This window comes from Photobacterium sp. ABD4_091 (assembly GCF_056160145.1).
Map to the genome: position 1 here is coordinate 2,076,719 of NZ_JBSWWQ010000001.1, position 21,901 is coordinate 2,098,619.

The following is a 21,901-nucleotide window of genomic DNA, read 5'->3' on the forward strand; positions in this document are numbered from 1 at the left end:
CACTTTTGCACTGCTGAGGAGCCAATATTGGTGGCTCCTTGGTTAATGGTGGTGATGCTTGTGCAGCGTGGCTTCCAGCTCGTTTTTCGGCAGCGGCTTGTAAAAATGGAAGCCCTGGATTGCGTTGCAGTCGAGGTTGGACAGCAGGGTGGCCTGCTGGCGGGTTTCGACGCCTTCGGCAACCACGCTCATGTTGAGCGACTTGCCGAGGTTGATAATGTTTTCGATCAGGGTCAGCTGCTTGGGTACCTCTTCGATGTCCTTGATAAAGGCGCGGTCGATTTTCAGCTCGTCGAGCGGGAAGCGGGCGAGGTAGGACAGTGACGAATAGCCAGTGCCGAAGTCATCGATGGACAGCGAGAAGCCAAGCTTCTTGATGGCGTTGAGCATCTGGATGGTATGCTCGCCATCGCTCATTACTGCACTTTCGGTGAGCTCGAACGTAATGTCGTTGGGGTTGACCCCGGTCGCCTTGCGCAGCTTGTCGACAAACTGGATCAGATTAGGGTTGCCGAACTGCTGCGGTGACAGGTTGATGGCGACCTTGCCGGGCAGTAGCCCCTGGGTTTTCCAGTAGCGGACCGTGGTAAAGACCTCGCGCATGACCACCTGGCCTAGCTGCTCGATAAGGCCGGAGCGCTCGGCCACAGGGATAAACTGGGCGGGGCTGATATAGCCTTCGACCGGGTGCTTCCAGCGTACCAGTGCCTCGGCACCGTTGATCGAGAAGTCTCTGGCATGGACCTTAGGTTGATACCACACTTCTAGGCCGTTGTTTTGCAGCGCTTTTTGAAGCTCTATCTCCAGCCAGAGCTGCATCCGTGCCTCTTTGTTCATCTCTTCGCTGAACTTAACGGCACGGTTGCGGCCGCGGTTCTTGGCCTCGTACATGGCGGTATCGGCATTTTGCAGCAGGACGCGGGCATCATTGCCGTCCCCGGGGTACTGCACCATACCGATAGAGCAGGCCAGGTGCTTGCTGAAATGATGCAGGTCGAATGGCTGGTTGATCAGGGCAATGATCTGCTCGGCGATAAGGCTGCCCTGCTGGTCGTGTTCAGGGTGCGGTATCAATATGGTAAATTCGTCACCGCTGAGGTGGCCGATAATGGCATCTTCGGGCAGCAGTCGTTTCAAGCGCTGGGAAATCTCCTGCAGCACCTGGTCGCCGATGTGGTGTCCTAGCGAGTCATTGATATTTTTGAAGTTATCGATATCGAGGTACATCATTACTACTGGAAGCTGCTGGCGGATCAGCTGCTCGAGCTGGCGGCTGAAGCCGTGGCGGTTGAGTAGCCCGGTGAGCGGGTCGATATGGATCGACGAGTCGCATTTTTCTTGCTTGGCCGTAGTGGGATTGTACGCTTTTAAAATCACCAGCTGGGCTGCCGTTCCCAATATCTCGATAGGCGAGGTGGAGAGTTGCAATATTTGCTGCTGTGGGCAATGGCGGCTGGTCTGGCATAGCCAGGCTTCCCCCTGCTGGTGTGAAACCAGCTGAGCTTGGGTAACGGGCTGCTGCTGGTTATCGACCACCAGCTTGCTGAATGCTTTGCCCTTGAGATCATCGGGATGCTCGAAACCAAGCAGCAGGGCGGCCTTGTCGTTGACCGAGATCACCGTATCATCTTCGACAATGCAGCTGCCGTCATTCATCAGGTTATTCAGGCATTGCAGGTGTTGTTCGTGTTCTTGGATGGCATTGACCAGGATCTGGCGCTCTGAGGTGTCGGCGCAATGCAGCACAATATGGCTCACCTTGCCATCATCGCTGCGCAGCGGCGTCAGGCTGAAGTGCATGCTGGTATCGTGGTGGCTGTCATCGAGGACGACTTCGCTCTCCAGCGTCTCGCCATTTAAGGCCCGGTCATAGAAGGGGCGCATGGAGTGGTAGAATGTTTTGCCAAGGATGTCAGTATCGTTGAGCCCGATCAGCTCGTCGCGGCTGAGACCGCTGAGCTCGCAGTAACGGTTGTTTACCATAAGGTATTTATGCTGCCGATCCAGCACCGCAAATAAGAATGGGCTGTGATCCGTCAGAAGGGGAAACCAATGGTTCAGTTGCTCTGTCTGCATGTTCTTGGGGCATTCTTCCGTGGTTAATGCCTCTTGCTGCGGGTGGCAGCGAGGTGCGCTGGGTGTGCTCCCACTATATCTAGGTCATTGTCACAATACCAAACTTTACCTATACAAAGCTGTTTTTTTTGACTCAAGGCATAAAAATACTGCCTTGTCTTGCCATACAATCACTAAATATATGCGACCGACTACAGGAAAAATTATTCAGTGATTGCTCAACTTAGAAAACAGCTGGTTCAAAATGGCCCGGCCCTATTGCGTGTTCCGGCCAAGCTAGCGCCTTTTCCTTTACAAAAGAGAGTGATGCTTGATGGCTTGGCAATGGTGTTTAAGGAAGCGCTGGAAGATGGCGACTTCGAATTCCTTGAAGATCGCTGGCTTAAAGTGGAAGTGCGTGATTTGGATCTGCGCTGGTACATCAGTTACCAGAATGAGCAATTGGTGGTGGCTGAGCATGTTGAGCAGGAAGATGTCAGCTTCAGCGGGGAATGCAACGATCTGGTATTAATTGCCGCCCGCAAGGAAGATCCTGATACACTGTTCTTCCAACGTCGCCTTCGTATCGAAGGAGATACCGAACTGGGACTGGAAGTGAAGAACCTGATGGACAGCATCGATTTGGACTCGCTACCGGCGCCGGTTAAATTTGTACTGCACCAGTCGGCAGACTTCATCCACAAAGGGATGCAATCTGCACCTGGGCAAGAAGAGGTCATGAATGCTCATTAGATCTGAGGCTCCGGCCGATATAATGCCGATCGACAACCTGTTGAAAACTGTGTTTGACACCGAGGCCGAAGCCGAGTTGGTCATGCGGCTGCGGGAGAATGGCAAACGCACCCTATCACTGGTCGCATGCAATGATGATGGTGAGTTAGTTGGCCACTTATTTTTCAGCCCGGTGATGCTCAACGGCGAGGATCATAATTGGCAGGGTTTGGCACCGATGGCGATCAAGCCGGAATACCAGCGCCTGGGCATTGGCCTGGCGATGCTGGAAGAAGCCAAGCAGACCTTGGCAGAGCTTGGCTACCCGGTCATCGTGGTGCTAGGCCATCCTGAGTATTACCCAAAAGCGGGTTTTACCCCAGCAGCCCCTCAAGGGATACAGTGCCCGTGGCCGGTACCGGAAGAGGCTTTCATGGTGTTGGAAGCCGTTCCCGGTGCGATTGGCGATAAGGCCGGCATGATCAGCTACAGCGAAGAGTTCAACGCGCTGTAAACGGCCGCCTGAAACGCGTTTTGTTAAAATACCACCGCAAGGTGGTATTTTTTTAGGTTTGAGTACAAGTTCTGGTAGTATTCCGGCCAAAGTGAACATCATCAAGGTGAGTAGATGAAACAGCGTGATTTGCAGTTGATGAAGGCGATCGGATTGACCTATTGGCAGATCCGTAAGCCGGGCTTTTATCCCGAGCAGGAGCAGCCCGTGATCGATCTGCCGGAAACCTGCCAGCTGTTGTTTGTCTGCGACGATGAGCTGGATGAGCACGACCGCTGGCTGTTTGGCCGGATCCTCGGCAGTATGAAGCTCCAGCCCGAGCAAGCGTTGTGTATTCCGGCGGCTGCGGTAGAGCAAATACGCGAACACCACCTTAAATGGTGCTGGGTTGCCGGCTGCGAAGCGGCCCATCCGGCTGATAGCCAATTGCTGACATCTGCCTCACTGAAATCAATGCATACTAACCCCGGCGCGAAAAAAGCGCTTTGGCATCAAATTTGTTCTTATGACGCATAACATTGTGACCCTTGCGCCACATCACCTCGATGATGTTTGGCGTATCGAGCAAGCCGCCCATGCTTTCCCCTGGGCAGAATCGATGATCCGCAAGGAGCCGAATAAACTGGCGCTGAATTGCGGGCTAGAAATTGACGGCCAGCTGGTTGGCTATTGCTTTGGCCAGCTGGTGGCCGGCGAAGCGACTTTGCTCAATATTGCTATCGACCCAGCCTGCCAGGGCAAGGGCTACGGCAAGCTCTTGCTGGAAGGCTTTATGGACATGGTCGGGCAGCAAAAAGGTGAGGAAGTCTGGCTGGAGGTGAGGGCAAGCAATACCCGGGCCTACCAGCTCTATGAATCACTTGGCTTTAACGAAATCAATCGCCGCGAAGGCTATTACCCAGCAGAGAATGGCAGGGAAGATGCCTTGATCATGACGTATCTTGTCATGTAGCGATGGCCAAATCGCGGTGCTGCACCCTACGTGCGTGTTAGCGCTGTCTCTTTGGCTGGAGTTTGCGTATAATTCCGCCATCTTTGGGTCTAGCACCCTAAAAAACACATTGGAACCTGCCACTGCGTGTTGCGTGCGGTCGTCGCGGGTTCAATCAGAGAAATCTCTCACAGGATTATCAACGTTATGTCTTTTCTATCTGAAGTGAACAAACGTCGTACGTTTGCAATCATTTCTCACCCGGATGCGGGTAAAACAACCATTACCGAAAAAGTTCTGCTATTCGGAAACGCTATCCAGAAAGCCGGTACGGTTAAGGGCCGTGGCTCTAACCAACATGCCAAGTCAGACTGGATGGAGATGGAAAAAGAACGTGGTATCTCGGTGACCACATCGGTGATGCAGTTCCCGTACAATGATTGTTTGGTCAACCTGCTAGATACCCCAGGACACGAAGACTTCTCGGAAGATACCTACCGTACCCTGACTGCTGTCGACTCATGCCTGATGGTGATCGATGCGGCGAAAGGTGTCGAGGATCGTACCCGTAAGCTGATGGAAGTTACCCGCCTGCGCGATACGCCAATCGTTACCTTCATGAACAAATTGGACCGTGATGTGCGTGATCCAATGGAAGTACTTGATGAAGTGGAAAGCGAGCTAGGCATGGCTTGTTCGCCAATTTCATGGCCGATTGGCTGCGGTAAAGAGTTTAAGGGTGTCTACCACATCCACCGTGACGAAACGATCCTGTATGAATCTGGCCATGGCCATGAAATTCAGGAAGTGCGTATCATCAAAGGCCTTGATAACCCAGATCTGGATGCCGCTGTCGGTGAAGACCTAGCAGCAAGTGTCCGTGATGAGCTTGAGCTGGTGATTGGTGCATGCCCTGAGTTTGACCTTGATCTTTTCCTTGCTGGTGAGCTGACCCCTGTATACTTCGGTACTGCACTGGGTAACTTCGGTGTCGACCATATGCTTGACGGCCTAACGAAATGGGCGCCAGCACCACAAACACGTAAAGCGAACGAGCGTGACGTTGAAGCGAAGGAAGAGAAATTCTCTGGCTTCGTATTCAAGATCCAGGCAAACATGGATCCAAAACACCGTGACCGTATTGCGTTCATGCGTATTGTATCGGGCACTTACAGCCAGGGCATGAAGATGAACCATGTCCGTACCGGCAAGAACGTCAGTATTTCCGATGCGGTAACCTTCATGGCCGGTGACCGTGCACGCGCCGACAAAGCCTATGCGGGCGATATCATCGGCCTGCACAACCACGGTACGATCCAGATCGGTGATACCTTCACCCAAGGTGAAAACCTGAAGTTTGCCGGTATTCCTAACTTTGCCCCGGAATTGTTCCGCCGCATCCGCCTGAAAGATCCACTGAAGCAGAAGCAGTTGCTTAAAGGTCTGGTACAGCTGTCGGAAGAAGGCGCGGTACAGGTGTTCCGTCCGCTGCAGAACAACGATTTGATCGTTGGTGCGGTCGGTGTGCTTCAGTTTGACGTGGTGGTTGCCCGCCTGAAAGCGGAGTACAACGTTGAAGCTATCTACGAAGGCGTTAACGTGGCAACAGCCCGCTGGGTTGAGTGTGGTGACAGCAAGAAGCTGGAAGAATTCAAGCGCAAGAACCAGTCTAACCTAGCGCTCGATGGCGGTGACAACCTGTCTTACATCGCGCCGACTATGGTTAACCTGAACCTGGCCAAAGAGCGTTTCCCTGAAGTTGACTTCCGTGCAACTCGCGAGCACTAATCCGCGATAAACCACGGGTACCCAGCTCAACATCGAAGCCGTCACATTGTGGCGGCTTTTTTTGTCCTTTTTGTGAAGCCGACCCCTAGCCACGGTTTATGGGTCTACTATTCTGGTTATGCATGTTGGCGCAGAACAACGATAAGGATGATGGCATGAACAGGGCAGACGGACTTGAGGTTTCATTGAGTACCGCATTGGCGGCGGACAACCAGATATATACCTTGCCCGGCGAGGCATTCCCACTGGGCTCGTCGGTGAGGGAGGGCGGGGTCAATTTTAGCGTCTATTCCAAAGATGCAACCCGGGTAACCTTGCACCTGTTTGCCAGTGCCGATGCCGCCGGCCCCTTCCGTTCGTTTGAGCTCAGCCCGGCGCTGCACAAGCGCGGCCATTACTGGTTTATCTTTGTCGGCAATATCGGCCATGGCCAGTATTATGGCTTTCAGGTCGATGGCCCGTGGCTGCCCGAGCGGGGGCTGCGCTTTGACAGCGGGAAAGTGCTGATCGACCCTTACAGCCAGGCAGTCGGCTTTGGCCGCAACTACAGCCGCCAGCGGGCTATCGATCCAGGCAGTAACATGGACGCCTGCATGAAGAGTATCGTGGTCGATCACAGCGGCTTTGATTGGCAGGACGATGTCGCCCCGCGCCATTCGCTGACCGATACCATTATCTACGAGATGCATGTCGCCGGCTTTACCCGACACCCGTCCTCAGGCGTGGTATCGGCCAAAAAAGGGACGTTTTCGGGGATCATCGACAAAATCCCGTACCTCAAATCGCTTGGTGTCACGGCCGTCGAGTTGATGCCGGTGCAGCAGTTTGATGTCGATGATGCGCCGGAAGGGCGGGACAACTACTGGGGCTATAGCCCGATCAACTTCTTTGCCGTCCATGCCGACTACAGTGTCGAAAAAGCACCGCTGAGCGCGATCGACGAATTCAAAACCCTGGTCCGCGAATTGCATAAAGCGGATATCGAGGTGATCCTCGATGTGGTGTTCAACCATACCTCGGAAGGGGATGAGCAAGGCCCGACATTCTGCTTCAAGGGGTTGCAGAACGGTGCCTATTACTTGCTGGACAAAGAGACGGGCGAATACGGCAATTACAGCGGCTGTGGCAATACGTGCAATGCTAACCACAGTGTGTTGCGGCGGATGATCATTGATGCGCTGCACTACTGGGTGACCGAGATGCATGTTGATGGATTCCGGTTTGACCTTGCCTCGGTGCTGGCCCGGGACAGCCAGGGCCACCCGATGAAAGAGCCTCCGCTGCTGTGGTCGATCGACTCGGATCCTATCCTCTGCAGCACCAAGATCATCGCCGAGGCATGGGATGCGGCCGGGCTATACCAGGTGGGATCCTTCATCGGGGATCGCTGGAATGAATGGAACGGGAAATTCCGTGACGATGTCAGGGCGTTCTGGCGTGGGGATGCCGGCTATGTCAGCCGCTTTGCTTCACGCATATTAGGCTCGCCAGATATTTACTGCAGCCACCACCACTCGCCACACCGCTCGGTGAACTTCATCTGTGCCCATGATGGTTTTACCCTCAATGACCTAGTGAGCTACAGCGAGAAGCACAACGAGGCCAATGGTGAGGGCAACCGCGACGGTGACAACCATAACCTGTCGAGCAATTACGGGGTTGAGGGGCCAACCGCAATTGCAGAAATCGAATCGCTGCGCCACCGCCAGTGCAAGAACATGCTGGCAACCTTGTTCCTGGCGCTTGGCACCCCGATGCTCAATATGGGGGATGAAGTGCGCCGTACCCAGCAGGGCAACAATAACGCCTACTGCCAGGATAATGAGCTGAGCTGGTTTGACTGGGGGCTGGTGGATACCCACAGCGACCTGCTGCGCTTTGTTACCCTGCTTAGCCAGTTGCGCACCGCCGAGCCGACCATTGACTGGAACATGCATATGTCACTCAACTCGGTACTGGAAGATGTCGGGATCCGCTGGCACGGGGTCTTGCCTGAGCAGCCGGATTGGTCGGAAAATTCCCATTCCATTGCACTGACGGTATATCACCCGATCACCCAGGATGAGCTTTACGTGATTTGTAATGCCTTCTGGGATCCGCTCGAGTTTACCCTGCCGGATCGCCATTGCAGTGATTGGCATCTGGTGATCAACACCGCCAAGTCGTCTCCCCATGATATCTATCCTATCGATGAAGCGCCGTTATATACCCGTGATACTATACTGGCGACCGGGCGTAGCATGATCGTCATGGTCGCTAAGTCCACACAACAACAGGAAGAAGACTGCCATGATGTCGTTGATTAAGCGTGGGGTAGCGGCGTACGACCGCTGGTGTGAAAAAATGGGGCTGGTGCCCGAGAACCGCCGCTGCTGTGCACCGGTGCGTTATGACACCGATGATCCGCGCCACCCTGCTAACAAGCAGCAGGCGCCAAAGCGCTGTTCAGCGCAGGCCAAACCGCATGCTGATTGACAGCCATTGCCACTTCGACTTTGCGCCGTTTTGTGATGACCCTGAGTATTACTTGGGGTTATCACACAAGGCGGGGGTTGAAAAAATAGTTATCCCGGCTGTCGGCCAGCGCAACTGGCAGGCGGTTCGCAAGCTGGCTGGGCGCTTTCCCTGCCTGTATTTTGGCTTGGGTTTGCATCCCTTTTTTAGCGCTGAGCATGATGCTAATACATTGAATCAACTCGAGTCTGAACTGGCTGCTGAGGCCACGCTGCGGGGCCGCAATGATTCACGTTGCGTTGCTGTCGGGGAATGTGGGCTAGACTTTGCCATTGCGGATGCCGACCAAAATCAACAGGTTTCGGTATTAGCAGCCCAGTTACAGCTGGCCAACCGCTTTGATTTGCCGGTCATTTTGCATTGCCGCAAAGCGTTCCCTGAATTAATGCGGGTTTTGAGGCAAAACGTGCCGATTGCGGGTGGGGTGTACCACGGATTTAGCGGCAGCTATCAACAAGCCACGCAGCTTATTGATCTAGGTATCAAAATTGGTGTCGGGGGAACGATTACATATCGCCGTGCCAATAAGACTCGCAATACAATAGCAGCACTGCCACTGGATGCATTGCTGCTGGAAACGGACGCACCAGACATGCCAGTTGCTGGGTTTCAGGGAGAGCCAAACCGACCCGATCGGTTAGTGAATGTGCTGCATGAACTTGCAGCGATCAGAACGGAAAGCGAACAGATCATTAAGCAGGCAACTAGCTTAACCACTGCTGAACTTTTCCGTATCCGGGTGTGAACAGACATCACAAAATAAACGTTTGCGTAAAACGTTTGCGTGAAACTGTGATGGAGCTCACGTTTGGAATTGAACTTTCACTCTCTTTCCTTGCAAAGTGTGAGGTCGGCGTTATTTTATCCGCCGCAGCATGAGTATAATGCGCCGGACTCTTAATGAGCCGAATTGTCGAGACGCCAAACTTAACTAAAGGGAAGCCATAAACTATGAGCATGTTTATGAGCCTGGTTGGGATGGCAGTACTGCTAGGTCTTGCAGTGCTACTATCTGATAACCGTAAAGCTATCAATCTACGTACTGTGGGTGGTGCATTTGCCATCCAATTCTGTTTGGGTGCATTTGTTCTTTATGTACCTGTTGGCCGTGACGTGCTATATGGCATGTCTACAGCTGTTGCCAACGTTATCGCCTACGGTAACGACGGTATCAACTTCCTATTCGGTGGCCTGACTTCAGACAAAATGTTTGAAGTATTCGGTGGTGGCGGCTTCGTGTTTGCCCTACGCGTACTACCAGTAATCGTTTTCTTCTCTGCACTGATCAGCGTACTTTACTACCTGGGTATCATGCAGGTTGTGATCAACATCCTAGGTGGTGGTCTACAGAAAGCGCTAGGTACTTCACGTGCCGAATCAATGTCTGCAACAGCTAACATCTTCGTTGGTCAAACGGAAGCACCTTTGGTTATCCGTCCGTTCGTACCAAAAATGACTCAGTCTGAGCTGTTCGCGGTAATGTGTGGTGGTCTGGCGTCTGTAGCGGGTGGTGTACTTGCGGGTTACGCATCTATGGGTGTTCCTCTAGAGTACCTAATCGCCGCTTCATTCATGGCAGCTCCTGGTGGTCTTCTATTTGCTAAGATCATCAAGCCTGAAACTGAAGAAGCTGTAGAGCAGCTAGCAAGCGACGCAACAGAAGGCGACGACAAGCCAGCGAACGTTATCGACGCAGCGGCAGCGGGTGCATCTTCTGGTATGCAGCTAGCACTAAACGTTGGTGCAATGCTTCTAGCATTCATCGGTCTAATCGCGCTAATCAACGGTATGCTAGGTGGCATCGGTGGTTGGTTCGGTATGCCTGAGCTGACGCTAGAGCTTATCCTGGGTTATGTATTCTCTCCTCTTGCATTCCTAATCGGTGTGCCGTGGTCAGAAGCAACCATCGCTGGTTCTTTCATCGGTCAGAAGCTGGTAGTTAACGAATTCGTTGCTTACCTGAACTTTGCCCCATACCTAGCGGAAGGCGCTGAGGTTGTTCTTTCTCCTAAGACTGAAGCAATCATCTCGTTCGCTCTATGTGGTTTCGCAAACCTATCTTCAGTAGCAATCCTACTGGGTGGTCTAGGTGGTCTGGCGCCAAGCCGTCGCCACGATATCGCACGCTTCGGTATGAAAGCTGTTGCCGCTGGTACGCTTTCTAACCTGATGTCTGCAACTATCGCAGGTCTATTCATCAGCCTTGCTTAATTACAGCAAGCTGAAAGCCTGATAAAACGCCGCGGTTATCCGCGGCGTTTTTGTATGTGGGATTTGTGGGATCCTAGTTCCTTGATCCTAGGTCCTAGGAGAAGCGGGCTCTAGGTTCTGGGAAGAGCGTAGGTGGGGCCTAGGAAAAGCGGTTCCTAGATCCTGGGAAAAGCGAAAAGCGAAAAGCAGAAGCAAGAGCTTAGCGTATCATAGCTATAAGCGAGTGCTACTTGCAGAACCCAGAAACCATAATCCGAACCTTTCTCTAGGAACTAGGATTGCTCTTGCCCCTAGGATCTCGAATCAACATATTTAGTAAACATCCCCTCCGCCGTTTCTATTTGATGCCATAAAATCGATTGCGCTCCGGTTTCTGGCAAAACCCTTTGCTAACATTACTTTCATTGCGGAGCAGGCTACACTTTCCTTTGTGCTGTAACAGACAGAGAAATGATTATGAGTGAAGTACTGCTGGCGCTGGTCGCCGGGTTTATTGTTGGCGTATTGTTTTCTGCGATTAAGCTGCCGATACCGGCTCCGCCGGTGCTCTCCGGGGTGATGGGCATCTTTGGTGTCTATGCTGGCGGGATTGCCTACCAGTGGATAGTCGAGCGGTTTTTTACCTGACGAAATTTGTGCGTTGGGTAAACACATTGTCCACGGTGGGAAACGCATATTTCGTGGTGGCAACAAGGCCTGCTTGGTATTATAGAGCGGCACCATCACAAACAGATTTTCGCTGTTCTGGCCAACACCGTCATGGTGTTACCTATCGCTAGGCAAGGCCAGGGCAGCGCATTTGCTGGGAAGTCTTTATGGTCACTTCCCACGCGGTGAAAAGGATATCAATCAGGGAAATGCGCGTGCATTGTTTACCTGAGTCTTCAAGGAATCAAGTCCGTAACCCCGTCGACTGATGGCTGGTTGTCGGGATACTGCTTGCGAAAGCGGGCCGTTTGGCGGTGGCGCAATGAATACCGTCAGGCGCATCTATTGCTAGGCAAGGTAGTTGTTTAGCAGAAATAGCTTGGTAGAAACTAATTGGACTGGAGATAGTCATGAGCGAATTGAAAGCGGCTGCACTACGTGCACTTAAACTAATGGATCTTACCACTCTGAACGACGACGACACTGATGCAAAAGTGATCGAGTTGTGTAAGAACGCGAAGAGCCCGGTAGGCAACACAGCGGCCGTATGTATTTACCCACGTTTTATCCCAGTTGCTAAGAAGCAGCTTCGTGAGCAGGGTACACCAGAAGTACGCATCGCGACCGTAACTAACTTCCCGCACGGCAACGACGACATCGAAATCGCTGTTGCTGAAACCAAAGCGGCTGTGGCTTACGGTGCAGACGAAGTTGACGTAGTTTTCCCATACCGCGCGCTAATGGCGGGTAACGAAGAAGTGGGCTTTGAGCTGGTTAAGCAGTGTAAAGCAGCGTGTGGCGAGATCATGCTTAAAGTGATCATCGAAACTGGTGAGCTGAAAACTGAAGAGCTAATCAAGAAAGCCTCTGAAATTTCAATCAAAGCGGGTGCTGACTTCATCAAGACTTCTACGGGTAAAGTGCCAGTTAACGCGACTCCTGAGTACGCAGAAATCATGCTTAACGTGATCAAAGACATGGGCGTTGAGAAAACTGTTGGCTTCAAGCCTGCTGGTGGCGTGCGCACTGCAGAAGACGCGCAGCAGTACCTAGATATGGCTGACCGCATTCTTGGTGCTGAGTGGGCTGACAACATGCACTACCGCTTTGGCGCATCAAGCCTGCTAGCTAACCTGCTTCACACCCTAGGTGAAGGCGAGAAAGCAGCTGAAGGCGGCTACTAATTCTATTCAAGTAAGGTGGCATGATTGCCACCTTATTTTTAGGTCTCCGACCGCAACTTATCCGTGATGTTTTACTGTTTGGTTCTTGCCTTGCTCCGGTTATGGAATAAGGACGGGCTGCCTGTACCTGAGAATCATCAAATACCAGGTAAAACGTCATGACCCTACATAAAGAATATCATTGGGGAATACCATGTATTTACCACAAGAAATCATCCGTAAAAAACGTGACAACATTGAGCTAACTGCTGACGAAATTAACTTCTTCATCCAGGGCATCGCCAAAGATACCGTGTCTGAAGGCCAGATCGCCGCTTTCGCGATGGCGATTTACTTCAACGACATGACCATGGACGAGCGTGTGGCACTGACATGTGCAATGCGCGACTCAGGCATGGTTATCGACTGGAGCCATATGAACTTCGATGGTCCGATTGTCGACAAGCACTCAACCGGTGGTGTGGGCGATGTAACGTCATTGATGCTTGGCCCTATGGTGGCAGCATGTGGCGGTTACGTACCGATGATTTCTGGCCGTGGTCTTGGCCACACCGGTGGTACGCTGGATAAGCTTGAGTCTATCCCTGGCTATAACATCACGCCAAGCAACGAAGTGTTTGGTCAGGTGACCAAAGACGCGGGTGTGGCAATCATCGGCCAGACTGGCGATCTTGCCCCAGCTGACAAGCGTGTTTACGCAACTCGTGATGTAACCGCGACGGTTGATAACATCTCGCTGATCACGGCCTCTATCCTGTCGAAGAAGCTGGCTGCTGGCCTTGGCTCTCTTGTGATGGACGTAAAAGTCGGCTCTGGTGCCTTCATGCCAACTTACGAAGCCTCTGAAGAGCTGGCGAAATCGATTGTAGCCGTTGCTAACGGTGCTGGCACTAAGACCACAGCACTGCTGACAGACATGAACCAGGTATTGGCATCGACTGCTGGTAATGCACTCGAAGTTCGCGAAGCCGTGCAATTCCTAACCGGTGAATTCCGTAACCCTCGCTTATTTGAAGTGACCATGGCATTGTGTGCTGAAATGTTGGTAAACAGTGGTTTAGCAACAGATATCGAGCAGGCACGCGAAAAACTTCAGGCGGTACTGGATAACGGTAAAGCGGCTGAGTGCTTTGGTAAGATGGTGGCAGGTCTAGGTGGTCCAGAAGACTTCATGACCAACTACGACAACTACCTGGAAACCGCGGAACTGGTGAAGCCGGTATACGCAGAAACCACAGGTTATGCGTTTGCTATGGATACCCGTGCGCTGGGTATGGCAGTGGTTGGTATGGGCGGTGGTCGCCGTGTGGCCTCTGACACTATCGACTACGCGGTTGGCCTGAGCGACATGATCCGCCTTGGCGATGAAGCCAATGCCGACAGGCCTATTGCGGTGATCCACGCGCGTAACGAAGCGCAGTGGGAAGAAGCGGCCAAGGCTGTACGTGCTGCGATTACTATTTCTGATCAGAAACCTGAGCCGACACCTGAAGTTTACCGTCGTGTTCGCCCAGAAGATGTTTAATGGAGTCATCATGAAACGTTCTATTATTCTTGTTCTAGATTCATTCGGTATTGGTGCTACGGAAGATGCCGTTAAGTTCGGCGATGTTGGTTCCAACACCCTGGGTCACATTGCCAAAGCCTGTGCCCGCGGTGAAGCGGACAACGGCCAGCGCAGCGGTAAGCTACACCTGCCAAACCTTAACAAGCTGGGCTTGGGCAAGGCATGTGAAGAGTCTTCGGGCTACTTCCCTGAAGGTCTGGATGCTGATGCGGAAATCACCGGTGCGTTTGCCCACGCGGCAGAGCTGTCTTCGGGTAAAGACACGCCATCAGGCCACTGGGAAATCGCAGGTGTACCGGTATTGTTCGACTGGGGTTACTTCACAGACAAAGAAAACAGCTTCCCGAAAGAGCTGACCGACCGCATCCTTGAGCGTGCAGGTCTATCGGGTTACTTGGGTAACTGCCATGCATCGGGTACTCAGGTACTGGATGACTTGGGCGAAGAGCACATGAAAACCGGCATGCCGATTTTCTACACCTCGGCTGACTCGGTATTCCAGATCGCTTGTCACGAAGAAACATTTGGTCTTGATCGCCTGCTTGAGCTGTGTCAGATCGCTCGTGAGGAGCTGGAAGACTACAACATCGGCCGCGTGATCGCCCGTCCGTTCATTGGCCCGGGTAAAGGCCAGTTCGAGCGTACCGGTAACCGTCGTGACCTGTCTGTTGAGCCGCCATCAGCCACTTTGCTGCAAAAGCTAGTTGATGAGAAAAACGGTGAAGTGATCTCGATCGGTAAGATCTCTGATATCTATGCTGGCTGTGGGATCACTCAAAAAGTCAAAGCAACAGGTATCCCTGCTTTGTTCGAAGCCACACTGGAGCAAATCAAGCAAGCGGGTGACAACACCATCGTCTTCACCAACTTTGTTGACTTCGATTCTGCCTACGGTCACCGCCGTGACGTAGCTGGCTACGCTGCGGCGCTGGAATACTTCGACAAGCGCCTGCCTGAAATCATCGAGTTGCTGCAGGAAGACGACGTATTGATCCTGACGGCTGACCACGGCTGTGATCCAACCTGGCCTGGCACCGATCATACCCGCGAACATATCCCTGTTTTGGTATCAGGTCCGAAAATCGCTGCTGGCTCACTTGGCCGCCGTGACACTTTTGCTGATATCGGCCAGAGCTTGGCAGAGTACTTCGGCACCTCTGACATGGAATACGGTAAGTCATTCCTGTAACAGGCAAGGGCAGGTGAAGCCTGCCTAAAAATACGATTCTTTGACCTGTTTCGGTCTATATTTGTCCTAGATCGAAACAGTGTTGGCAAGACAAGATTACATTGAGTTGGTAATGCAAATAAACCAACAGATGACAGAAAGGAAATAATGATGGCTACTCCTCACATTAATGCTGAAATGGGTGACTTTGCAGACGTAGTACTGATGCCGGGCGACCCGCTGCGTGCCAAGTACATTGCAGAAACGTTCCTGGATGACGCTAAAGAAGTGTGTAACGTGCGTAACATGTTCGGTTACACCGGTACTTACAAAGGCCGTAAGATCTCTGTAATGGGTCACGGTATGGGTATCCCTTCTTGCTCTATCTACGCAACTGAGTTGATCAAAGACTACGGCGTGAAGAAAATCATCCGTGTGGGTAGCTGTGGTGCAGTACGTGACGACGTGAACCTACGTGATGTGGTGATCGGTATGGGTGCATCGACGGACTCTAAAGTGAACCGTATCCGCTTCGGCGACCACGACTTTGCTGCACTGGCTGATTTCGGCATGGTACAGAACGCGGTAGATGCAGCGAAAGCAAAAGGCGTAGACGTGAAGGTGGGTAACATCTTCTCTGCAGACCTATTCTACAACCCGGATTTCGATTTCTTCCAGACAATGAAGAAATACGGCATTGTGGGTGTTGAGATGGAAGCCGCTGGTATCTACGGCCTTGCAGCTGAATTCGGTGCTAAAGCACTGACTATCTGTACGGTTTCAGACCACATCCTGCGCGGCGAAGCGACAACCTCTGAAGAGCGTCAGCTAACGTTCAACGACATGATGGAAATCGCACTGGAATCTGTTCTGCTGGGCGACGCTGACGAAGCGTAATCAACAGAAGAGTGACAGTAAAAAAGGGCTTGCCACTGGCAAGCCCTTTTTTTGTTGCTGTTAATCACTGCCTCGCAATAGCCTGCGTAATCAGTCGCCCTTGTCATTGCCGAGCAAGACAGGGAAGTGCCATTTTTCTTTGCGGTTACCGAATGTCATGGCCAGCAGGAAGCCGATCACCATCGCACTGGCGATCAGGGCGCGGATAATATTGGTGATAGCATCGATGTCGGATAGCGTCTCGGCAATCAGTTTGTCATGCTCTAGGGTGATCCGAACAAACCCCACCACTTGGTGCTGGCTCATGATCGGCTCAATCAGTTGCTGGCGGCCATAGCTGGCTACGGCCAGTGGGGTAGACAGGCCGGTAACTTGCGGCAACGGCAGGGCATCTTGGCTTTTGGCCAAGGTCACGCCTTCCAGATCATAGATGCTGGCGTCGAGCAGCAAGGGTTCTTTGGCGAGTTGCTCAACCAGCAACTGCAGTCGGTCCTGGTTGTTCTCAATGACGTCCGTCGAGGCAGTATCGGCAGCCTGGCGGACGACCAAGCGTGAAAGCTGCTGGGTCTGATCGCTCAGGGTGCGGTAGTTTTGCTTGGCGAGGTTAGAGCCGTACTCAACCATTGTGATCAGCGCCGCAAGGCAGCCAAACAGGATGAATAGCCGCCAGGCTTTTTGGAATTGGGTCTGTTTTTTCTTCATCATATCAGCGGTGTATTCAAGGCCAATGTCATCTTGGGGCTTGCCCTGGTAATTTGCAATAGGGTAACGTGTGCCAAAGCGTTTACTTTAACATGGATGGTTTGCAAGTGCTCAAAATAAGGAAACATACCTCGTTACTCCAGCGATTCCCGGAAGTGGTGTCGGCGACGAACCTTGACCGACAGCGTTCAACGACGCTGATCTATGGCCGATCTATTGATGCTGTTGCGGTCCAGGCGATTGAAGAGGCTTATGGGGAGCCGTTAGAACTGACTGCGGCGTGGAAAGTGGGTAAATATGATTGTTTGCTGCTGGCCACACCATATTCCCTGCTGCTGGAACAATGTGTTACCCGTGCACAGCTTGATATTGCCGACTTAGGCCAGCTTCCTGATTTGCGCGAGCCGGGTCTGGTTGTGATGGATATGGACTCGACGGCGATTGAGATTGAATGTATCGACGAGATCGCGGTGTTGGCCGGTGTCGGCGAGCAGGTGGCCGAAGTGACCGAACGGGCGATGCAGGGTGAGCTCGACTTCGAGCAGAGCCTGCGCCAGCGTGTTGCGACCCTGGCGGGCAGCGATGAAGCAATCCTCGAGCAGGTCAAAAGCCAGTTGCCGTTTATGCCTGAGCTGCGAGAGCTAGTGGCGACTTTGCACCATTATGGCTGGAAGGCAGCGATTGCCTCTGGCGGCTTTACCTATTTTTCCGATCACCTCAAGCAGGAGCTGGATCTTGTCCATGCTCAGTCGAACACGCTGGAGATTGTCGGCGGGAAATTGACCGGCAAGGTGCTGGGCGATGTCGTGGATGCCCAGGCCAAAGCCACGATTATGCGCAGCCTGGCCGAGCAGTATGATATTGCCCCGCACAATACGGTGGCAATCGGTGACGGTGCCAATGACTTGGTGATGATCAATGCCGCCGGGCTCGGTGTGGCCTACCATGCCAAGCCGAAAGTGGAAGACGAGGCGCCTGTCGCTATTCGCTATGCCGACCTTGGCGGATTGATTTGTGTCCTTTCAGTGTCTTTGGTGCCACAGCAACTCGGCTGGTAAGCACCAAAAACACGCGCTAGCGGATTTCGAGCCGGATCAGCACTTCGTCGGTGACATCAAGGATCTCGCCGCTGCCGATCACGGCATTTAACTCTTGCTCCAGCGCCCTTGCCCGGTGTAGTACCAACCGGGCAAGCTCACCCAGCTCTTTTCCTATCAATGCAGTCATCGGGCTCAGCACCGGTGCGGCGGTGATCCGCAGCGCCATAAAATGCCCCGCAGCTTTCGCTTGTTTGATATAGCCGATCCGCTCCTCGACAGTCTGGAAGTCACTCAGCAATTTGGCCTCAACCCGAGGGGGCAGACCCGGTTGCTGCACTACGGCTAAGTAGAGTTCATGGACATAGGGTTGGTTGATCTCGACCGGGCGCATGATTTCGGCCAGCATCTGTTTTACCCGGTTGCGGAACAGTGGCTCTAGCGAGCAGCCCTTGCCATCGGCCAGTTGGCTGAAGAGCTTGACCGGTGGCGGTGGCGGGAAGTTACATCCCACGGCTTTGAGCCTGATTTTGTGATCCACTTTCTCGGCGAAGTAAGGGATAGTCTTGAGCTTGGTCAGCAGCATTTGGTGCATGGCCATTAGCAGCTCGCCTTGCGGGAGTTTCTCCTCTGCCATCACCAGCTTGTTTTCGTTGTGAAGAATAAGCTTACGCAGGAAGTGCTCGCTTTGTGCGGCAAGGGCCCCCGAGCCAGTGGTAAGCTGGATATTGCAACAATCAGGGCTGATCCTGACAACCCGGTAGGGAATATGGCTCAGCGGCGCGGTACGGTTGCTTTTCTGCAGCCCGGGGAACGAGATAGTGACCTCTTGGCCACGGCGCAGGGTGACGGGGCCTGATAGCTTGATATTCAGCCCGCGGGTAGAAAAGTCAATGCTTTGGCCAGTGACCGCAGGCGTATCGGCAACAGAGAGTTCGATTGGCGTATCAAAAAGATAACGGTCTTCGCTCCGTTGCGGGCGGGGGTCAAAGTAAACGGCTTTGGACGTTGAAACCGGGTTGCGGGGATGCCTGAATGCCTGGAGTATTTTACCGGGTAGCTGTGGTTTGACACTCAGGCGGTAGTCCTGCTGGGAGTCGCGGTTGGTGAGATCTTGCAATACCCCCACATGAGTCAGGGTGCTTAGCTTGTCGACCATATCTGGCGCAATACGCTTGAGGCTGTCGATATCTTCCTGGTCGATAGGTTGCAGGCTAAGGCGCATGACCTGCCAGCTGTCACGTTGTGCCCCGAGGTGCCAGAACAGGCGGCGCTGCTCGGCATTCATTTCCGGTAGGGCCGCTGAATAGAAGTAGGTCTTGCCATCATGTTCGTGATTGAAACTGTAGAGCAGGGTGCTCGATTGCTTCAGGCCGGCCTTCCCCAGGCTGGATAAGCGCTCTTGCGATACCAGGTGGTTGAGCACTGGCTGGTTGCGTTCGTCATGCCAGTGGCTCCAGATGTGGCGGTTATATTGGGTCAGCAAGCAGTAGGTCAGCTCAGTGCCGGACAGGAAGATCGGCAGGCTGGTGCTGTGCTTGAGGAAGCAGTGCTCGTAGCCACGGGTACGTATCTGGATGATTTTGTCATCATAGTTGTGCCGGGTCCGGCTCTGCGACTGGCTTAGGCCGTAATCGATCACTGATTTGATCAAGGTGTTGTCGCTCAGCAGCTTCAGGCGCAGCCACTTGAAGCTATCGTTATCCGGGTTTTCATCGATCCCGAGGATCCGGTAGTTCATGCCTTGATTCAGGCGCGGGTCTCCCAGCTTTTCTGCCAGTGCCGGAAAGCGTACGGCGATGTTCATGCCCAGCTTGTAGTTGAATGCGGCGGGTACCTTGAATTTGGCACCGGAGTAAGACAAGTCTGCACTGATCCCGTTGACGGTCTGGCTCAGCGGTAGATCCAGCACGACCTGGGTCGCAATCTGCCAACGGTTTTCGTCCCTGGTGAGGTAGTGGCCGAAACGCAGCAGCGGTGCTGTAAGCGGACTGTCTGGCTGGACAGCTGCCTGGGTGGCAGGTTTGGGTTGTAGCTTTCCTTGCTGGTGCATTACCCGAAAGTTGTTGCGGGTGTTCATCAGCGCTTCGTAGAGGCCGACCCGAAACTGGTTGCCGAAGGCTTTGATCCGCTTGTGATAGGTATTGATCGCGACATCATCAAGCCAGTGCTGCCGGCCATTGAGCTGGTACGGGCGGCATTCGCCCTGGACCCGGCCACGAAGGTCAACGGCCTTCATGCAAGGAGCCATAATGCGGTTCAATTCCATTTTCAACTGCAGCCGGGTGGGGCCGTCTTCTCCGTCGGTCATCATCTGGAAGACGTCGTCGAAATCGTCGCTATCGTAGACGGGGATCAGTTTTTCGATCAGTCCTTTGTAATCGTCAAGCACCATAGTTATTTTTGATTATCTCATTCTTCGTTTATTATCGGCGTAATCCCTTAAGAGTTGAGTTTTTTTCAACTTGCAGGCAACCCTATTTTACATGCCTTTTAGGCATGTGTTTAATCAAAATAAATCAAGGTGAGTCATGGCAAAAACCAAGCGGGCCTATGTGTGTAGTGATTGTGGCGCAGACTTCCCCCGCTGGCAGGGCCAGTGTAGCGCGTGTGCGGCATGGAATACGATAACCGAGTTCACAGTTCCCAAAACACGTGCTGCGGTCGGGGCGGTTTCCGCCGCAGGTACGAGCAGTTATGCCGGCGCAGCAACCAAGGTACAGAAGCTGTCGGAGGTCGAGAGCAAAGATCTTCCGCGCTACAGTTCGGGTATTTCCGAGCTGGACAGGGTATTTGGCGGCGGTATCGTACCGGGCTCTGTACTCTTGCTATGTGGTGATCCAGGCGCGGGTAAATCGACCTTGCTGCTGCAGAGCATTGGTTCGGTGGCGGCGTCGAAAGCATCGCTATACGTGTCGGGTGAAGAATCTATCCACCAGATCTCCCAGCGGGCCAAACGCTTGGGTACCCAGAACCTCGACAATATCAACGTGGTTGCCGAGACGTCGGTGGAAGCAATTATCGAGCATATTCGCGCCCAGAAAGCCGAGTTTGTGATTATCGACTCCATCCAGACCATGACGGTTGCCCATAACGATTCGGCAGCGGGAAGCCCGAGCCAAGTTAAGGAGTCAGCCGCGGCGCTGACCCGGTTCGCCAAGACCGAAGGGGTCACCTTCATGATTGTCGGCCACATCAACAAAGACTCGAACGTGGCCGGTCCGATGCAGCTGATCCACATTGTCGATGGCTTGTTTGCCCTGTCATCGACCGCGGATGAGAAGTTCCGGGTATTGCGCACCTCCAAGAACCGCTTTGGTGCGGATTCCGAGTCCTGTTTCTTTGCCATGACTGAAACTGGGATGAAACAGGTCAAGAACCCGTCGGCCATTTTCCTCAGCCGCTCGGATAAAAACCATGCCGGCTCGGTCTGCACTACGCTGTGGGAAGGGACCCGGCCGCTGCTGGTGGAAATCCAGGCCCTGTGCAACAACTCGGTGACCGAGAACCCGCGCCGCCTGACGGTCGGTTACGACAACAACCGTTTGGCGATGTCGATAGCAGTGCTGGCACGCCATGGCGGAGTAATGCTGTCGGATATGGATATCTTCGTCAACTGTGTCGGCGGGATCAAAATCGAAGAGACCTCGGCAGACTTGTCCGTTTTGCTGGCGATTTTCTCCAGCTTCAAAAATGCCCCGGTGCCGCAGGATGTACTGGTGTTCGGTGAGATTGGTCTGAATGCCGATATCCGCCCGGCAGCTAATGGCGTGGAGCGGATCCGCGAAGCGGTCAAGCAGGGCTTTACCCGTGCGATTGTGCCAAAGGCCAATGCCAGCCGTCAGATCCCGGGTATTGAAATTATCGCGGTGGAAGACCTGCAGGAAGCGTTGTCGGCGTTCGAGCGCGTGGCGCTCTAGTTTCGGTTTAAGGCGCTTTGGCGGCTTATAGCC

The 21,901-nt window shown here is 53.2% G+C and carries 19 protein-coding genes; 16 read left to right on the forward strand and 3 right to left on the reverse strand.

The window, feature by feature from the left end:
* Positions 1–42: 42 nt before the first annotated feature.
* The gene (locus tag ACXAGQ_RS09595; protein ID WP_475253553.1) at positions 43–2,076 is read right to left on the reverse strand and encodes a sensor domain-containing protein; all 2,034 of its coding nucleotides are present in this window, start codon (positions 2,074–2,076) and stop codon (positions 43–45) included.
* A 210-nt stretch (positions 2,077–2,286) separates the two neighbouring features.
* Here ACXAGQ_RS09595 and ubiT point away from each other — a divergent pair, with 210 nt between their 5' ends.
* The 14 genes from ubiT (at position 2,287) to deoD (ending at position 16,209) form a co-directional block, all read left to right on the forward strand.
* Positions 2,287–2,808: a ubiquinone anaerobic biosynthesis accessory factor UbiT gene (gene ubiT / locus ACXAGQ_RS09600; protein WP_475253555.1), complete on the forward strand. Its 522-nt coding sequence runs from the start codon at positions 2,287–2,289 to the stop codon at positions 2,806–2,808.
* Positions 2,798–3,301, forward strand: a complete 504-nt coding sequence (locus tag ACXAGQ_RS09605; protein ID WP_475253557.1) for a GNAT family N-acetyltransferase — start codon at positions 2,798–2,800, stop codon at positions 3,299–3,301. The genes ubiT and ACXAGQ_RS09605 overlap by 11 nt, the downstream gene beginning before the upstream one ends.
* Before the next feature lie 114 nt (positions 3,302–3,415).
* On the forward strand, positions 3,416–3,817 hold the full coding sequence (locus tag ACXAGQ_RS09610) for a DNA polymerase III subunit psi (RefSeq protein ID WP_475253559.1): 402 nt from the start codon (positions 3,416–3,418) through the stop codon (positions 3,815–3,817).
* Complete coding sequence (rimI, locus tag ACXAGQ_RS09615) at positions 3,807–4,253, forward strand: ribosomal protein S18-alanine N-acetyltransferase (protein ID WP_475253561.1); 447 nt, start codon at positions 3,807–3,809, stop codon at positions 4,251–4,253. Before ACXAGQ_RS09610 ends, rimI begins: the two co-directional genes overlap by 11 nt.
* A gap of 186 nt (positions 4,254–4,439) precedes the next feature.
* A complete protein-coding gene (gene prfC / locus ACXAGQ_RS09620) occupies positions 4,440–6,020 on the forward strand; it encodes a peptide chain release factor 3 (RefSeq protein ID WP_475253563.1) in 1,581 nt (526 codons plus the stop codon).
* Between the two features lie 155 nt (positions 6,021–6,175).
* Entirely contained in the window at positions 6,176–8,326 is a 2,151-nt protein-coding gene (gene glgX / locus ACXAGQ_RS09625; protein WP_475253565.1) for a glycogen debranching protein GlgX, read from the forward strand.
* Positions 8,310–8,495, forward strand: coding sequence for a DUF5363 family protein (locus tag ACXAGQ_RS09630; protein WP_475253567.1), 186 nt, complete (start codon positions 8,310–8,312; stop codon positions 8,493–8,495). The genes glgX and ACXAGQ_RS09630 overlap by 17 nt, the downstream gene beginning before the upstream one ends.
* Positions 8,485–9,279 (forward strand): TatD family hydrolase, encoded by a 795-nt coding sequence (locus tag ACXAGQ_RS09635; protein ID WP_475253569.1) that lies wholly within the window; start codon positions 8,485–8,487, stop codon positions 9,277–9,279. Before ACXAGQ_RS09630 ends, ACXAGQ_RS09635 begins: the two co-directional genes overlap by 11 nt.
* Before the next feature lie 206 nt (positions 9,280–9,485).
* Positions 9,486–10,745 carry a NupC/NupG family nucleoside CNT transporter gene (locus tag ACXAGQ_RS09640; protein WP_475253571.1) on the forward strand — a complete coding sequence of 420 codons (1,260 nt, stop codon included), beginning with the start codon at positions 9,486–9,488 and terminating at the stop codon, positions 10,743–10,745.
* Positions 10,746–11,201: 456 nt separating this feature from the next.
* The gene (locus tag ACXAGQ_RS09645) at positions 11,202–11,372 is read left to right on the forward strand and encodes a XapX domain-containing protein (RefSeq protein ID WP_107301306.1); all 171 of its coding nucleotides are present in this window, start codon (positions 11,202–11,204) and stop codon (positions 11,370–11,372) included.
* A 431-nt stretch (positions 11,373–11,803) separates the two neighbouring features.
* Positions 11,804–12,577: a deoxyribose-phosphate aldolase gene (gene deoC, locus ACXAGQ_RS09650; protein WP_039469528.1), complete on the forward strand. Its 774-nt coding sequence runs from the start codon at positions 11,804–11,806 to the stop codon at positions 12,575–12,577.
* Between the two features lie 193 nt (positions 12,578–12,770).
* Entirely contained in the window at positions 12,771–14,102 is a 1,332-nt protein-coding gene (deoA, locus tag ACXAGQ_RS09655; protein ID WP_475253573.1) for a thymidine phosphorylase, read from the forward strand.
* 10 nt (positions 14,103–14,112) lie between these two features.
* Entirely contained in the window at positions 14,113–15,333 is a 1,221-nt protein-coding gene (locus ACXAGQ_RS09660; RefSeq protein ID WP_475253575.1) for a phosphopentomutase, read from the forward strand.
* 150 nt (positions 15,334–15,483) lie between these two features.
* Positions 15,484–16,209 (forward strand): purine-nucleoside phosphorylase, encoded by a 726-nt coding sequence (gene deoD / locus ACXAGQ_RS09665; RefSeq protein ID WP_107301302.1) that lies wholly within the window; start codon positions 15,484–15,486, stop codon positions 16,207–16,209.
* A 90-nt stretch (positions 16,210–16,299) separates the two neighbouring features.
* Here the strand turns inward: deoD and ACXAGQ_RS09670 are convergent, their stop codons facing one another.
* On the reverse strand, positions 16,300–16,914 hold the full coding sequence (locus ACXAGQ_RS09670; RefSeq protein WP_475253577.1) for a YtjB family periplasmic protein: 615 nt from the start codon (positions 16,912–16,914) through the stop codon (positions 16,300–16,302).
* 89 nt (positions 16,915–17,003) lie between these two features.
* On the opposite strand from ACXAGQ_RS09670, the gene serB reads away from it, so the two are divergent.
* On the forward strand, positions 17,004–17,969 hold the full coding sequence (gene serB, locus ACXAGQ_RS09675; protein WP_475253579.1) for a phosphoserine phosphatase: 966 nt from the start codon (positions 17,004–17,006) through the stop codon (positions 17,967–17,969).
* A gap of 16 nt (positions 17,970–17,985) precedes the next feature.
* On the opposite strand, the gene ACXAGQ_RS09680 is transcribed toward serB, so the two are convergent.
* Positions 17,986–20,343 (reverse strand): PilZ domain-containing protein, encoded by a 2,358-nt coding sequence (locus ACXAGQ_RS09680; RefSeq protein ID WP_475253581.1) that lies wholly within the window; start codon positions 20,341–20,343, stop codon positions 17,986–17,988.
* A gap of 136 nt (positions 20,344–20,479) precedes the next feature.
* Here ACXAGQ_RS09680 and radA point away from each other — a divergent pair, with 136 nt between their 5' ends.
* Positions 20,480–21,868, forward strand: a complete 1,389-nt coding sequence (radA, locus tag ACXAGQ_RS09685) for a DNA repair protein RadA (protein ID WP_475253583.1) — start codon at positions 20,480–20,482, stop codon at positions 21,866–21,868.
* Positions 21,869–21,901: the final 33 nt, after the last annotated feature.